General features: G+C 63.3%; 13 protein-coding genes. 3 read left to right on the top strand and 10 right to left on the bottom strand.

From position 1 onward, the window contains the following. Positions 1-29: 29 nt before the first annotated feature. Positions 30-410 (top strand): cupin domain-containing protein, encoded by a 381-nt coding sequence (locus ACUXV1_RS16960; protein WP_446016035.1) that lies wholly within the window; start codon positions 30-32, stop codon positions 408-410. 68 nt (positions 411-478) lie between these two features. On the opposite strand, the gene ACUXV1_RS16965 is transcribed toward ACUXV1_RS16960, so the two are convergent. Beyond that, a complete protein-coding gene (locus tag ACUXV1_RS16965; RefSeq protein WP_043635523.1) occupies positions 479-1015 on the bottom strand; it encodes a YfaZ family outer membrane protein in 537 nt (178 codons plus the stop codon). Between the two features lie 92 nt (positions 1016-1107). Next, the gene (locus ACUXV1_RS16970) at positions 1108-1749 is read right to left on the bottom strand and encodes a YceH family protein (RefSeq protein WP_446016034.1); all 642 of its coding nucleotides are present in this window, start codon (positions 1747-1749) and stop codon (positions 1108-1110) included. Positions 1750-1921: 172 nt separating this feature from the next. Between ACUXV1_RS16970 and ACUXV1_RS16975 the strand changes: the two genes are divergently transcribed. Further along, complete coding sequence (locus ACUXV1_RS16975) at positions 1922-2668, top strand: TlyA family RNA methyltransferase (protein WP_043635529.1); 747 nt, start codon at positions 1922-1924, stop codon at positions 2666-2668. Positions 2669-2727: 59 nt separating this feature from the next. Here the strand turns inward: ACUXV1_RS16975 and ACUXV1_RS16980 are convergent, their stop codons facing one another. After that, positions 2728-3204 (bottom strand): universal stress protein, encoded by a 477-nt coding sequence (locus ACUXV1_RS16980; protein WP_043635530.1) that lies wholly within the window; start codon positions 3202-3204, stop codon positions 2728-2730. 168 nt (positions 3205-3372) lie between these two features. On the opposite strand from ACUXV1_RS16980, the gene ACUXV1_RS16985 reads away from it, so the two are divergent. After that, positions 3373-3693, top strand: coding sequence for a hypothetical protein (locus ACUXV1_RS16985; RefSeq protein WP_043635531.1), 321 nt, complete (start codon positions 3373-3375; stop codon positions 3691-3693). 68 nt (positions 3694-3761) lie between these two features. Here the strand turns inward: ACUXV1_RS16985 and ACUXV1_RS16990 are convergent, their stop codons facing one another. The 7 genes from ACUXV1_RS16990 to ACUXV1_RS17020 form a co-directional block, all read right to left on the bottom strand. Beyond that, on the bottom strand, positions 3762-5111 hold the full coding sequence (locus tag ACUXV1_RS16990) for a glutamine synthetase family protein (RefSeq protein ID WP_203389498.1): 1350 nt from the start codon (positions 5109-5111) through the stop codon (positions 3762-3764). Positions 5112-5505: 394 nt separating this feature from the next. Continuing rightward, positions 5506-7113, bottom strand: coding sequence for a methyl-accepting chemotaxis protein (locus tag ACUXV1_RS16995; protein WP_043635538.1), 1608 nt, complete (start codon positions 7111-7113; stop codon positions 5506-5508). A gap of 188 nt (positions 7114-7301) precedes the next feature. Further along, positions 7302-8693: a DUF2252 domain-containing protein gene (locus ACUXV1_RS17000; protein ID WP_446016033.1), complete on the bottom strand. Its 1392-nt coding sequence runs from the start codon at positions 8691-8693 to the stop codon at positions 7302-7304. Positions 8694-8988: 295 nt separating this feature from the next. Next, positions 8989-9372, bottom strand: coding sequence for a hypothetical protein (locus ACUXV1_RS17005; protein WP_081555013.1), 384 nt, complete (start codon positions 9370-9372; stop codon positions 8989-8991). A gap of 149 nt (positions 9373-9521) precedes the next feature. After that, positions 9522-9944 carry a DUF2214 family protein gene (locus ACUXV1_RS17010; protein WP_446016032.1) on the bottom strand — a complete coding sequence of 141 codons (423 nt, stop codon included), beginning with the start codon at positions 9942-9944 and terminating at the stop codon, positions 9522-9524. Between the two features lie 95 nt (positions 9945-10039). Continuing rightward, positions 10040-10516, bottom strand: coding sequence for a WbuC family cupin fold metalloprotein (locus ACUXV1_RS17015; protein ID WP_043635549.1), 477 nt, complete (start codon positions 10514-10516; stop codon positions 10040-10042). A gap of 125 nt (positions 10517-10641) precedes the next feature. Further along, the gene (locus ACUXV1_RS17020) at positions 10642-11901 is read right to left on the bottom strand and encodes a glutamate-5-semialdehyde dehydrogenase (protein WP_019103755.1); all 1260 of its coding nucleotides are present in this window, start codon (positions 11899-11901) and stop codon (positions 10642-10644) included. Positions 11902-12064 lie beyond the last annotated feature (163 nt).

Raw genomic sequence — 12064 nt, forward strand, 5'->3', positions numbered from 1 at the left:
TATTTCAAACACAAATGGAGAGCAGCGCGATGAAGCAGGCCAGCGATATCATTGTGTTCCAGCGCCACGACGTGGCGCTGGAATCGTTTGTGGCGGCCGAAGATCGCCGCATCGCCGGCGAGTGCCGGCAAAGTGTGGCCAACCATTATTCCGATCCCAGCGGCCAGTTTTACGCCGGCATTTGGAGCGGTGGTCTGGGCTGCTGGAAAGTGCGCTACAGCGAACATGAGTTCTGCACCTTGCTGCAAGGCCGGGTGCGGGTCAGCGACGAGGCCGGGCACAGTGTGGAGCTGGCGCAGGGCGACCACTTTGTGATCCCCGCCGGCTTTGTAGGCACCTGGCAAGTGCTTGAGCCGGCTTGCAAGACGTATGCGGTGTTCGAGCCGCGGCAGCCGCAGGACCGGGAATAGGGCGGTTGCCCGGAAAGGCGAAACAGCCCCGCGTTGCGGGGCTGTTTTTCGTGGGGGAAACGCTGAGTTTAAAAAGTGAAGCCGGCGCCGATGTACATGCCGTCGGCCAGCCGGCGGTTGCGGTTGTTGTCTTTGCGTTCAATATCGAAGTAGCGGTAGCCGGCTTCGACGGTGAACGGGCCGATCGGATTCCAGCGCACGCCGGCGGCGAGATCGCTCACGTTCTTGACACTGCCGCTGGCCATGCTGTCGCCGGCGTAATAGGCCTGGCCGTAGAGGCTGACCTTGGGCGCCAGCTGGATGTTGGCGCGGCCGCCCAGCAAGGCGGCGGTGCCGGAACCGCTATCCGGGTTCAGGCCCATCAGCTTGCCGCCGCCGGCCAGGGTGACGGGGCCTAGCGGAATGGCGAACTCCAAGCCGGCGCCGCCGGCGTTACCTTTGTGGTCGCTGTTCAGGTAGTCGATGGAAAGGCCCAGGCCCAGGCCTTGCGGGGTGCGGCTGAATTGCTGGAAATCCTTGCCGGCGATGAAGCTGTAGTCGGCGGCGTGGGCGGCGGCGGCCAGGGAGAGCAGAGCGGCGGCGGCGCCCAGTTGCAGAGTTTTCATGGGGTCACTTCTCTTGGGTGAGTTAGACAACAAGGGAAGTGACCGCTTTTTAATTAACAAGTTCGACGCGCCGCCAAATATTCACGCGCGAATCATTCGCTGGTGAGCAGGTTTTCCAGTTCCAGTAGTCGGGTCTTGAGGGCGGCCACTTCCGCTTCCAGCGCGGCGACGCGGCCGGCCATGCCCACTTCGATCACGCCGCAGCCGTTGTCGCCGGCGGCCGGCAAAGACGGCGGTTCGCCGCTGAGCAAGTGGGCCCAACGCGCTTCGCGCTCGCCGGGTTGACGTTCAAGCTTCAGCACCAGCGGCGGGTATTTGTCGGCCAGCGCGTTGAGCGCGGTTTCCACTTCCTCCACGCCGCTGAAGCCGTAGATGCGGCCTGAGCGGGTGCGGATCTCCGCGGCTGTCTGCGGCCCGCGCAACATCAGCAGCGCCAGCGCGGCCAGCCGCGCGCCTTCGATATTCCATTCGTAATTGAGCCTGTGTTCGTACTTGGCCACCCGGCTGCCGGCCGGCAGCCGCTCGTTCACCAGTTTCTTGGCGATCAGGCTGTCCAGCGCCGCGCTGATGTCGGCCTCGGACAGTTGCATCACCGGCTCGCGGCTGGTGAGCTGATTACAGGCCGACGCCAGGCCGTTCAAGGTCATCGGGTAGGCGTCCGGGGTCAGCGCCTGCTTTTCCACCAGGGCGCCCAGCACGCGCACTTCACGCGCTTCCAGTTGATGTGTATCCATCCATGTCTCCGCTTGAGGCTGCCGACGCCGGGGGCGGCGGCGGGCCGGATTGGCATGTAGCGATTCTAGCGCGGTTGGAGGGGCCTCCGCACGGTGAGATCGTGACCTTGGCTTGACAGCGGCCGGCGCGCTTGCCACGCTGTGCGGTTTTGTCGATGGTTGGGAGAGCGCGATGACGCGAGTGGACGTGTTGCTGGTGGAACTTGGCTTGGCGGCTTCGCGCACGGCGGCGCAAAACTTGATCGCCGCCGGGCGGGTCAGTTGCGATGGCGCGCTGGTGAGCAAGCCCAGTCAGAAATGCGCGCCGGGCAGCCGTTTCGATATCGCCGCCGATCCGTCCGATCGTTTCGTCTCGCGCGGCGGGCTGAAAATGCTGGGCGCTTTGGAGTCGTCCGGCCTGGACCCGCGCGACGCGCTGGCTTTGGATGTGGGCCAGTCCACTGGCGGTTTTAGCGATTGCCTGCTGCAACAAGGCGCGCGGAGGGTGGTGGGGGTGGACGTGGGCCACGATCAATTGCATCCGCGGCTGCGAACGGACGCGCGCGTTCGTTATTTCGAAGGCGTAAACGCCAGGGCGTTGGACCACGCCGCCTTGTTGGCGGCCAATGACGGGCTGCCCTTCGACCTGATGGTATGCGATGTGTCCTTTATTTCCCTGACCCTGGTGTTGCCGTCGGCGCTGCCCTTGATCCGTCCCGGCGGGCATCTGCTCAGCCTGGTGAAGCCGCAGTTCGAGGTGGGACGCGAAGGTTTGGCCAGAGGGGGCATCGTACGCGACGAGAGTCTGTATCCGCGAGTGAGGGAAAAAATCAGCGAAGCCGTGCGGGAGCAGGGGTTCGAGCTGTTGAAGTGGTTCGACAGCCCGATCACAGGCGGCGACGGCAACCGCGAGTTTTTCATCTACGCGCGCAAACGCTGAGCGGCGCGAGGCGAAGCTTTTTATGATGAAGGCATCGCCACGGCCGCGCGTCGCGGTTATTATTCCGCTTGGCCGAATTCGCTTTGTTCGCTGCGCAACACCATGACCGGACAGTTGGCCCGACGCAGCAGGTTTTGAGCGAAGCTACCCAATAGCAGGTGGGCGATGCCGCTGCGGCCATGCGTGCCCAGCACGACCAGGTTGGCGTTGTGGCTGTCGGCATAGCGCACCAGCAGCTCCGCCATGTCGGCGCCGCCGTCCCAGCTTTCCGCCATGTGGATCTGCACTTGTTCCACGCCGGCTTCCACTGCCTGTTTGCGCGCCTGTTCCAGCACGCGGTTGCCGTCGCGGAAAGCTTGATCGTGCAGTTCGTGGGTGCCGAGCAGGCCGACGCCTTCCACCGCCAGGTCGCGCAGGCTGGCGATGTGGAACAGCGTCAGGCTGGCTTTGCAGAACTTGGCGATGCGAATGGCCTCCAGCAGCGCCTTGTCCGAATTGCTGCTGCCGTCCAGCGCGGCGATGATGTGTTGGTACATGTTCGATGTCCTTTATGGCTGGTGAGACGGAGGGCTATCGTGACAGCATATCGCGGAGGGCTGCACAGGCCAAGTCGGCATAGGCCGGGCTTGACCTAGCGCAAAGCATTGGCGAAGGGGCTGGGCGGTGTTTTACAATTCAATCTTCAGTTAAAGGTTTGATTTGAAATGCTTGTTTTTCTATTGATCATCGGCGCGTGCTTGCTGGCTTTGCTGGGGTGGATTTTGTACTCGCGCCGCGCGCCGCACCAGGTCAAAAGGACGCGGGCCGAGGACAAGGTGTACGCTTTGAATACTCAGATCCGCGCGGTGGAGCCGCCGGAGCATTCCACGGGGATGGCTTTTGGCGTGCTGCTCAAGGCTGCGCGCGGGGATCGAGCCGCGGTGGAAAAGTGGATTGTGGCCGAGCAATATCGCGGCAACGTGCCGGTCAGCCGTGATGAGGCGATCGAGCTGCTGGCGAGACGGCTGTTATTGAGCCGCAACTGAGGTTTTCAGCGTGAGAGAATAAAAACAGGCCCGCATAAACGGGCCTGTTTTTATTGACCAACCGGTTCTCAGGCCAGCAGGCCCAGGTATTGACGCTCCCACGGCGTAATCTGGCTATGGTAGTGGCTCAGTTCCACCTCCTTCACCGCAAGGTAGGCGGCGCTGAACTCCGCGCCGAACAGCCGCTTGGCGGCGTCGCCGCCGGCCATGGCCTCGCAGGCTGCGTCCAGGGTGTTGGGCAGGCTGGCGCGTTCGCTCTTGAATACATTGCCGGTGGCGGGTTCGCTAGGCCGCAAGCGTTCTTCAATGCCCAGCAGGCCGGCGCCCAGGCTGGCGGCCAGCGACAAATAGGGGTTGGCGTCGCAGCCGGGCAGCCGGTTTTCCACGCGGCGGCCTTCGGGGCCGGACACCGGCACCCGCAGTCCCACCGAGCGATTGTCCAGGCCCCAGCTTAAATTGACTGGCGCGGCCATGCCCTTGACGAAGCGGCGATAGGAGTTGGGACTGGGGCAGAACAAGGGCATCAGTTCCGGCAGATAACGCTGCAGTCCGGCGATGAAGCCGTGGAAAGTGTCCGAGGCTTCGCCGTCGGCGCGGCTGAACACATTGTCGCCGCGCTGGTCCACCACGCTTTGGTGCAGGTGCATCGAACTGCCCGGCTGGCCCGGCAGCGGCTTGGCCATGCACACCACGCTGAGGCCATGGAGGTTGCCTATCTCCTTAAGCGCGGTCTTGAACAGGAAGGTTTGGTCGGCCAGCGCCAGCGCGTCGCCGTGTTTGAGATTGATTTCAAACTGGCTGGGGCCCATCTCGTGGACGAAGGTGTCGGTGGCGATGCCCAGCATTTCGCAGGCGCGGTACAGATCGTCGAAATAAGCTTCCAGATCGTTGAGCGAGGAGAAGCTGAAGGAGTCGAAGCCGGCTTCGCGGCGGCCGCTGCGCAGCGTTGGAGGTTGAAACGGCTGTTGCGGGTCGCCGTGGGCGGCGAAGATGTAGAACTCCAGCTCCGGCGCCACCACCGGCGTCCAGCCTAGCGCCGCGTAGCGCGCCAGCACCGCTTTCAGCGCCGAGCGCGGCGCCAGCGGCGTGAGGCTGCCGTCGTGATCGACGCAGTCGCAGATCACGCTGGCGCGCGGGGTCTTGGCCCATGGCACCTGGCGCAGAGTGGCGAAGTCCGGCGCCAGCGTGACGTCGGGATCGTGCTCGCCGTAGAAGCGGTAGTCCGGAAACTCTCCTATGCAGCTTTGAATGGGCACCGCTCGCGCAATGCGCAGCGGTTGCCCCTTGATGAAGGCTTTGGCCGGCAGGGTTTTGCCGCGGGCAAAGCCGTGCACGTCGGCGAAAGCCAGTTCTACGTCACGAACATTCTGTTGAATCAGCCATTCGGCCAAGTCCGCCGGGATGGTGGCCTGGGACATGAGTCTCTCCCGATGCGCTTGCGCGTTATTGTTTGCATGTTTGGGTCTGTCTGTCCGTGGCGTGGTTTTATTTTTGGAGCGTTTGCTCTGCGGCCATTATGCCATCAGGCAGGGGCGGGAGGGCAAGCTCGGAATGAAGGCGGCAAAAAGCCCCGGCGGACCGGGGCTTGGGGGAGGGGAAGGCTTGGAACGTGTTTTCAACGCCCTTTTCTATCGATCTCGCCGACGCGCAGCAGACCGCAAACAGGCTTTTAGAGCCTGTTCACGACTTCGCGAGCAAGAGCGAGACAAGGCGAAAACGATCGAAAAAGCGGAATGTACAAGGGGTACATGAGCATTTTGAGCTTGTTTTTAACGCCGTATCGCCGCAGCGCAGCAGATCGTGAACAGGTTCTTAGAGGCGGAAGCGGCCCACGGTCTGCTGCAGGGTATCCGCCTGCTGATCGATGGCGCGCACCGCTTGCACTGCGTTGCTGACCGAGTTCTGAGTTTCCTCCACCACGCCGGCCACCTGTTCGACATTGCCGGCGATATTGGTGCCGGCCTGGCTTTGTTCGCCCATCGCCACGACGACATTGTGCACGTTCTCCAGCGCCTGGCTGGCTTGCTTGCTGATGGCGTCCAGGGTCTGGGCCGCCTGTTGCACCTGTTCCACGCCGCCCTCCACCGCCGGACGGATGTCGTCCATCTGGTTGGACACGCTGCCGGTTTCGCTCACCACCGCTTGCACGATGGTGGAGATTTCATCGGTGGCGGTGGCGGTGCGTTCGGCCAGCTTGCGCACTTCGTCGGCCACCACCGCGAAGCCTCGGCCGGTTTCGCCTGCGCGGGCGGCTTCGATCGCGGCGTTCAGCGCCAGCAGATTAGTCTGGTTGGCGATATCGCGTATGGTCTCGGCGATGCCGCTGATGTTGCGGGTGCGCTCTGCCAGTTTGCCCACCATATCGCTGGCCGCATGCACTTGGCCGGCGATATTGCGGATGCCGTCGGCGGCTTGGGCGGCCAGCGCTTCGCCTTGGCGCGCCAGTTCCACGGTGCCGCGCGAGCCGGACTCGGTATCGCGAGCGCTGGCGGTGACGTGGTCGATGCTGACCGACAGCTGCTCAATGGCGGCGGCGGCGGAACTGGTGGAGGAGCTGGCCACGCCGGACACTTCGTGCACCTTGTCCATGTCGCTGGACAGCTGGCGGCTGGCCTGGTTGATATGGGTGGCCGCCAGGCGGATCTCTTCTATCATCTGGCGCAGTTTCAGCTGCATTTCGCGCATCGCCGCCAGCAGGCTGTGCGGCGGGCCCTGTACCGCGATGTCGGTGCCCAGGTCGCCGTCGGCGATGGCCTTGACCACCTGCGCGGCATAGTTGGGGTCGCCGCCCAGAGATTGCATGATGCTGCGCGATACCAGCAGGATCAGCCCGGCCAGCGTGATCATGCCGATGGCGGCGATGATCAGCAGCGTGCGCGCCTGACTCCAGAACAGTTGGTCGATGTCGTCGATGAAAATGCCGGTGCCCACCATCCAGCCCCAAGGCTCGAAGCGCACCACGCCGTTGAGTTTGGGAAATTCTTCCTTGCTGCCCTTGCGCGAGGTCTGGATGGTCACCAGGCCGTAGTGGTCCTTCTGCAGCGCCTCTTCATAGACCGCCACCGTGGTGCGGCCGTCCGGCAGGGTGCTGCCCATGTCCACTTTGCCCACCCGGTCCTTGTTGGGGTGAAACATCACTACGTTTTGCGGGTTGCGGCCGAAGAAGTAGATATCATCCACCTTGAGCGCGTTGAGCGCGGCGATGGCTTGTTTTTGGGCGTCGGCGCGCGGCAGGCCTTTTTCTTCCAGCTTCTGGAAGTGGCTCATCGTGCCTTCGGCCATGCGCAGCAGGTGGGTGATTTGCTCGCGCTTTTCCTGGACCAGCGTGGCGCGGGTGGAGAGCAGCGCCACGGCCGCGATGCTTAGCAGAGCCAGCAGGCTGGCCGCCATGATGATGAACAGTCTGGTATTGACCCGCATGATGTTCGCTTTTCGAAGGTGGATGTCTGATTTTGGGCGGTAGGTCCTGTCTTTGCCGGCGGCAAGAGCAGGACCGGGATTATCGCCTGTTGTAGTATGGTTTTATGACATTACAAGCAGCAAGATCAAGGGTTTGGTATTAATACGGTAGGCTTGGCGCCGCCGGCGGCGGCGCCGTTGCGCGCTTTTTAGTCGTGGACTTGCAGCCGGCCGCTGGCGATGGCGGCCTTGAACACTTGGTAATCGGCCTCTACCTGATCCGCGTAGGCCAGCGCGTAGTCGGCGATGGCCTGGTCCAGTTTGTCGCTGTCGCCCACATAGCCCGCCAGCTGGGCGGCTTGGCCGCCGGATTTGGAATGCGCCCGCGCCAGCGCCCAGGCGCAGGCCTGGCCGTAGGCGGTTAGCGCCTCCGGCGTGGCGAAGGCTTCTAGCGACGGAGCGGCCTTCATGTCGCGCAGCTGGCGCACGTAGAAGTGGCGGCCGGCGGGGCCGATGGTCCAACCCAGGAACAGGTCGCTGGCGGCTTGCATCAGGCGCTGGCCAAACACGACTCGCTTGCCCTGATGGCCATGAACGCAGGCCTGGGTGTAGGGCTCCAGCACCGAAGAACGCGCCTCCTTCAATTGCAGGAACAGCGGTTGGTCGAAATTGTCCTGCAATAGCATCACCAGACAGCGGGTGCCCACGCTGCCCACGCCCACTACCTTGAACGCGCAATCCACAAGCCGGAAACGCTCCAGCAACTCGCGGCGGTCTTCCTTCAGAGTGGCGATGTAGTTGTCCAGCATCGGCTTGACCAAGGCCTCGGCGTCGGCGGCGGACAGCCAGCTGTCGTCGTTGTCCAGCAGGGTGTTCTTGTCGTGCAGGTGGAAGATGACCGGCGGGTTGTCGCGCAGCCGCAGCGTGCCGTCCTCCAGTTCCGTCATCTTGGGCAGCAGCTTTTCCTGGGTCTGGTGTCTGGCCTTGTCGGAGAGCTTGAGCATTTGCTGGCGGATGGCGTCGGTGGGCGCGCGCTCCAGCAATTGCTCGAAGCCCACCTTGGTGTACCACAGCTCCAACTGGCCCATGCGAGCGTACTCGTTGACGCGGCGGCGGTAGACCTCGCTGGCGCGGCTCACCATCTCCCGCGCCTGGCTTTCGCTGAAGCCCTGGCCGCGCGCGGCCAGCACCAGGCTGACCGCCAGCCGTTTCAAGTCCCACTCCCATGGGCCGTGGTGGGTTTCGTCGAAGTCGTTGATATCGAAGATCAGTTGCCGTTCGGGGGAGGCGAAGAAGCCGTAGTTCATCAGGTGGGCGTCGCCGCAGATCTGCAGCTTCAAGCCGCTGGAAGGGTTGGCGGCCAAGTCGGCGGCCTGGATCATGGCGAAGCCGCGGAAAAAGGTGAACGGAGATACCTGCATTCGGCTGTAACGCAGAGGAATCAGGCTTTGCACCCGCCCCTGAGAGGTTTGCTCCACCATGGCCACCACATCGCGCGGCGCGCTGAGCCGGTTTTCCGCTTGCAGGGTGCGGGAGCAGGATTGACGCAGCGCCTTGCCGGCGGCGTAGTGCAGTTCGTACTTGGCGTGGTAATTGGACATGCGGGCTCCTGGACTAAAGATCTCCTGTCCAGTTTAACCGCTAGAGAATTTTTGTCAGGTGGAAGCGGCGGCTAATCTTATCCACAAAGTTGTCCCCGTTTCATCCACATTACACACAGCGTGGCGGGCGTTACAAAAGTTGTGCACAAGATGAGCAGGCAAGCAGACGCAGTCAAACCGGGGGTCTGCTGGAGTGTCTGTATATGTTATCCACAGGTTTGTGCACAGTTTGTGCACACTTTCCACAGCGGCGGGGCTGCGGACAGCACTGTCCACAGGCCCGCAGGGGGAGACGTCAGCCGCGTTGCGCGCAGTCATTGACCAGTTTGCGCCATGCCTTGCTGTAGCTAAGGCCGTGGGTGTTCACCGTTAGCTTGCTGGCGTCGCCGTCCGGGCGGATGAGGATTTCCAGTCCGTCTTTATTGGTGGCGGGATTGGTCAGACGCACGGTTTCGCCGTGGTCTTTGCCGCGTTCGCGTTCGATGTATTCGCTGGGAATGCGCAGCTTGCGCATGCGCTCGTCCAGGCAGGTGGCGACGACGGGCGGAGGCGCTTTGGCTTTCAGCGTGGCGACCGGGTCGTTCAGGTTGGCGAGCGCCGGCACCACCGCGCAGCTCAGGGCGACGCCGAGCGCGGTTTGCAGTAATAGGGATTTGCAGTGTTCGATCAGATTGGGCATGGCTTTAACTTGCGTGAAGTGACGACGTACCAGGATTGGAAACGCCGCGGCGCGCGCAAGTTCGAGTGAGGCCAGTTGCAGGTGTTAAGGAGTTTGAGGCCCGAGGAGCGTCCAGAACCGGCTCAAAGTCTACGAGCGTGAACGGTGCTTCACCCGTGCAGCGCGACGGATTCGCCGACGATGGCGAGCAGCAGCCAGATTTGCCAATAGCTGCTGCGCGCCAGCGAATCGGCGCCGCGCAGTTCCAGGCTGCGCTGGATGCGCAGCTGGCTTTGCCAGCGCATCAGACCGCGGGAGGCGCGGACTTCCAGCAGCAGCAGCGGGGTCAGGGTCAGCAGTTTGAGAATGAAAAGCGGATGCTGCAGACGGGAGGGGTCCAGCGAGAGCAGGCCCAGGCCGCTGATGGTCCACAGCGTCAGCGCCAGCAGCCACCAGCGATGGCTGCGGAATAGCTGAGAGGTCTGGCTGGGGAATTGCTGCTGGCGCAGCAGGCCGGCGCGGCTCCATAGCGCGGCCAGGCCGGCGCCCAAAGCCAGTAGGTGCAAGCTTGCCAGCAGCCAGTGCCACAACATGGTTTGCCTCCCGTCCCCAAGAGATGCCCTACACGGTAAACAGGGGCGCGGCGGCTGGCAAGCTTATTTGCTTAGCCGTTTGACCGGGGGACGGCTTAGCTGTCGAAGCGCTGGCCCGCTTGGGCGCGGCGCAGGAAATCCAGCATCGCCGGCACGCGCTCGGAGCCCTCGGCCGGGGACCAGGCGGCCAGATTTTGGTCCTGCAGCGGCAGATAAGGACCGTGTTTGACTTCAAATACCACGCTGCCCGGCAGCAGCGACACGACCGAATGCCAGGTGTTGGCCGGCATTTCGAATACCCGCGCGCCGTCTTCGCCCAAGCGATGGCGGCCTTGCACCACGCCGGCCTCGTCGAACACGATCACCTCGAAGGCGCCGCTGAGCGCGATCAACATTTCCCAGCTGTGGTCGTGGCGGTGCGGGCGCACGTAGGTGTCCGGCTCCATGGCGATGGCCAGGCGCTGGATGGGGTCTTCCAGTTGAGCGTGGAAATTCTGGTTGGCGCGCAGGCGCGGCGCACAGGCGGCTTTGGCCGACAGCGCGGCCAGGTCTTGTTGGTTCAGGGTCTGCATGGAATCGCCCGGTAGGGAAGCAAAGCAGCGATTATCAATGAAAACGCCGCCGGCAGCGAGGCCGGCGGCGTGTGTCCCGCCAGAGCGAGAAGCCTGCCACGCGGCCGGCTTCCAAGGCGGCGGAATCAGGAACGGATCTGGCCGTCGCCCAGCACGATCCATTTCTGGCTGGTCAGCCCGGTCAGGCCCACCGGGCCGCGCGCGTGGATCTTGTCGGTGGAAATGCCGATTTCCGCGCCCAGCCCGTATTCGAAACCGTCGGCGAAGCGGGTGGAGGCGTTGACCATCACGCTGGCGGAGTCCACCTCGCGCAGGAAGCGGCGCGTGCGCCCGTAGTCCTCGGACACGATGGCGTCGGTGTGGTGGCTGCCCCAGTGATTGATATGCTCGATGGCCTCATCAAGGTCTTTGACCACCTTGATGGCTAGAATAGGCGCCAGATATTCGCTGGCCCAGTCCTCGTCGCTGGCCGGCCGAACCTTGTCGCCCAGGATGGCGCGCGTGCGTTCGCAACCGCGCAGCTCCACGTCTTTTTCCCAATAGGCCTCGGCCAGGCGCGGCAGGATGAATTCCGCGAAGGCGGTGTGCACCAGCAAGGTTTCCATGGTGTTGCAGGTGCCGTAGCGGTGGGTCTTGGCGTTTAGAGCGATGTCGAAAGCCTTGTCCGGGCTGGCGGTGTCGTCAATGTAGACATGACAGTTGCCGTCCAGATGCTTGATCACCGGCACCCGCGCCTCGGCGCTGATGCGGGCGATCAGACCCTTGCCGCCGCGCGGCACGATCACGTCCACGTATTGCGGCATGGTGATCAACTCGCCTACCGCGGCGCGGTCGGTGGTGGCCAGCACCTGCACCGCTTCCGCCGGCAGTCCGGCCGCGCGCAGGCCTTCGTGCACGCAGGCGGCGATAGCCTGATTGCTGTGGAAGGCCTCGGAACCGCCGCGCAGCAAAGCGGCGTTGCCGGATTTCAGGCACAGGCCGGCGGCGTCGGCGGTGACGTTGGGACGCGCCTCGTAAATGATGCCCACCACGCCCAGCGGCACCCGCATCTTGCCTAGTTGAATGCCGGAGGGCCGGTAGGCCATCTCGCTGACCTCGCCCACCGGGTCCGGTAGCGCGGCGATTTGGCGCAGCCCTTCGGCCATGCCGACAATGGTTTTCTCAGTCAAAGCCAGCCGCTCCAGCAGCGCCGGTTCCAAGCCGGCCTTGCGCGCCGCCTCCATGTCCTGAGCATTGGCGTCCAACAGCTTGGACTGATCGCGCAGGATGGCGTCAGCCATTGCCAGCAGCGCGCGGTTTTTCTGCGCGGTGTCTGCGCGGGCCAGCTCGCGGCTGGCCTTGCGGGCGGCCTTGCCCGTCTGTTGCATATAGTCTTTGACGTTCATCGTGGAAACTTCCGAGAGCCAGAATAGAGAATTGACTCTGAGAGTAAACCAAAGCGGGGAGGGGGGCCAGAGCGGGAACGCCTTGGGGGCGGGTTGGTTTTGTTAGATGATTGAGGGATAAGAGTATTTCACAATATTATTTATGGATATAACAGTCCTTGGG

This window comes from Chromobacterium sp. W521 (genome assembly GCF_052805975.1).

Coding starts and splice junctions, on each gene's coding strand:
- ACUXV1_RS16995 (WP_043635538.1), bottom strand. CDS start 7,113: ATGCGGGTCAATACCAGACTGTTCATCATCATGGCGGCCAGCCTGCTG.
- ACUXV1_RS16970 (WP_446016034.1), bottom strand. CDS start 1,749: ATGGATACACATCAACTGGAAGCGCGTGAAGTGCGCGTGCTGGGCGCC.
- ACUXV1_RS16980 (WP_043635530.1), bottom strand. CDS start 3,204: ATGTACCAACACATCATCGCCGCGCTGGACGGCAGCAGCAATTCGGAC.
- ACUXV1_RS16960 (WP_446016035.1), top strand. CDS start 30: ATGAAGCAGGCCAGCGATATCATTGTGTTCCAGCGCCACGACGTGGCG.
- ACUXV1_RS16965 (WP_043635523.1), bottom strand. CDS start 1,015: ATGAAAACTCTGCAACTGGGCGCCGCCGCCGCTCTGCTCTCCCTGGCC.
- ACUXV1_RS16990 (WP_203389498.1), bottom strand. CDS start 5,111: ATGTCCCAGGCCACCATCCCGGCGGACTTGGCCGAATGGCTGATTCAA.
- ACUXV1_RS17000 (WP_446016033.1), bottom strand. CDS start 8,693: ATGTCCAATTACCACGCCAAGTACGAACTGCACTACGCCGCCGGCAAG.
- ACUXV1_RS17010 (WP_446016032.1), bottom strand. CDS start 9,944: ATGTTGTGGCACTGGCTGCTGGCAAGCTTGCACCTACTGGCTTTGGGC.
- ACUXV1_RS16975 (WP_043635529.1), top strand. CDS start 1,922: ATGACGCGAGTGGACGTGTTGCTGGTGGAACTTGGCTTGGCGGCTTCG.
- ACUXV1_RS17015 (WP_043635549.1), bottom strand. CDS start 10,516: ATGCAGACCCTGAACCAACAAGACCTGGCCGCGCTGTCGGCCAAAGCC.
- ACUXV1_RS17005 (WP_081555013.1), bottom strand. CDS start 9,372: ATGCCCAATCTGATCGAACACTGCAAATCCCTATTACTGCAAACCGCG.
- ACUXV1_RS16985 (WP_043635531.1), top strand. CDS start 3,373: ATGCTTGTTTTTCTATTGATCATCGGCGCGTGCTTGCTGGCTTTGCTG.
- ACUXV1_RS17020 (WP_019103755.1), bottom strand. CDS start 11,901: ATGAACGTCAAAGACTATATGCAACAGACGGGCAAGGCCGCCCGCAAG.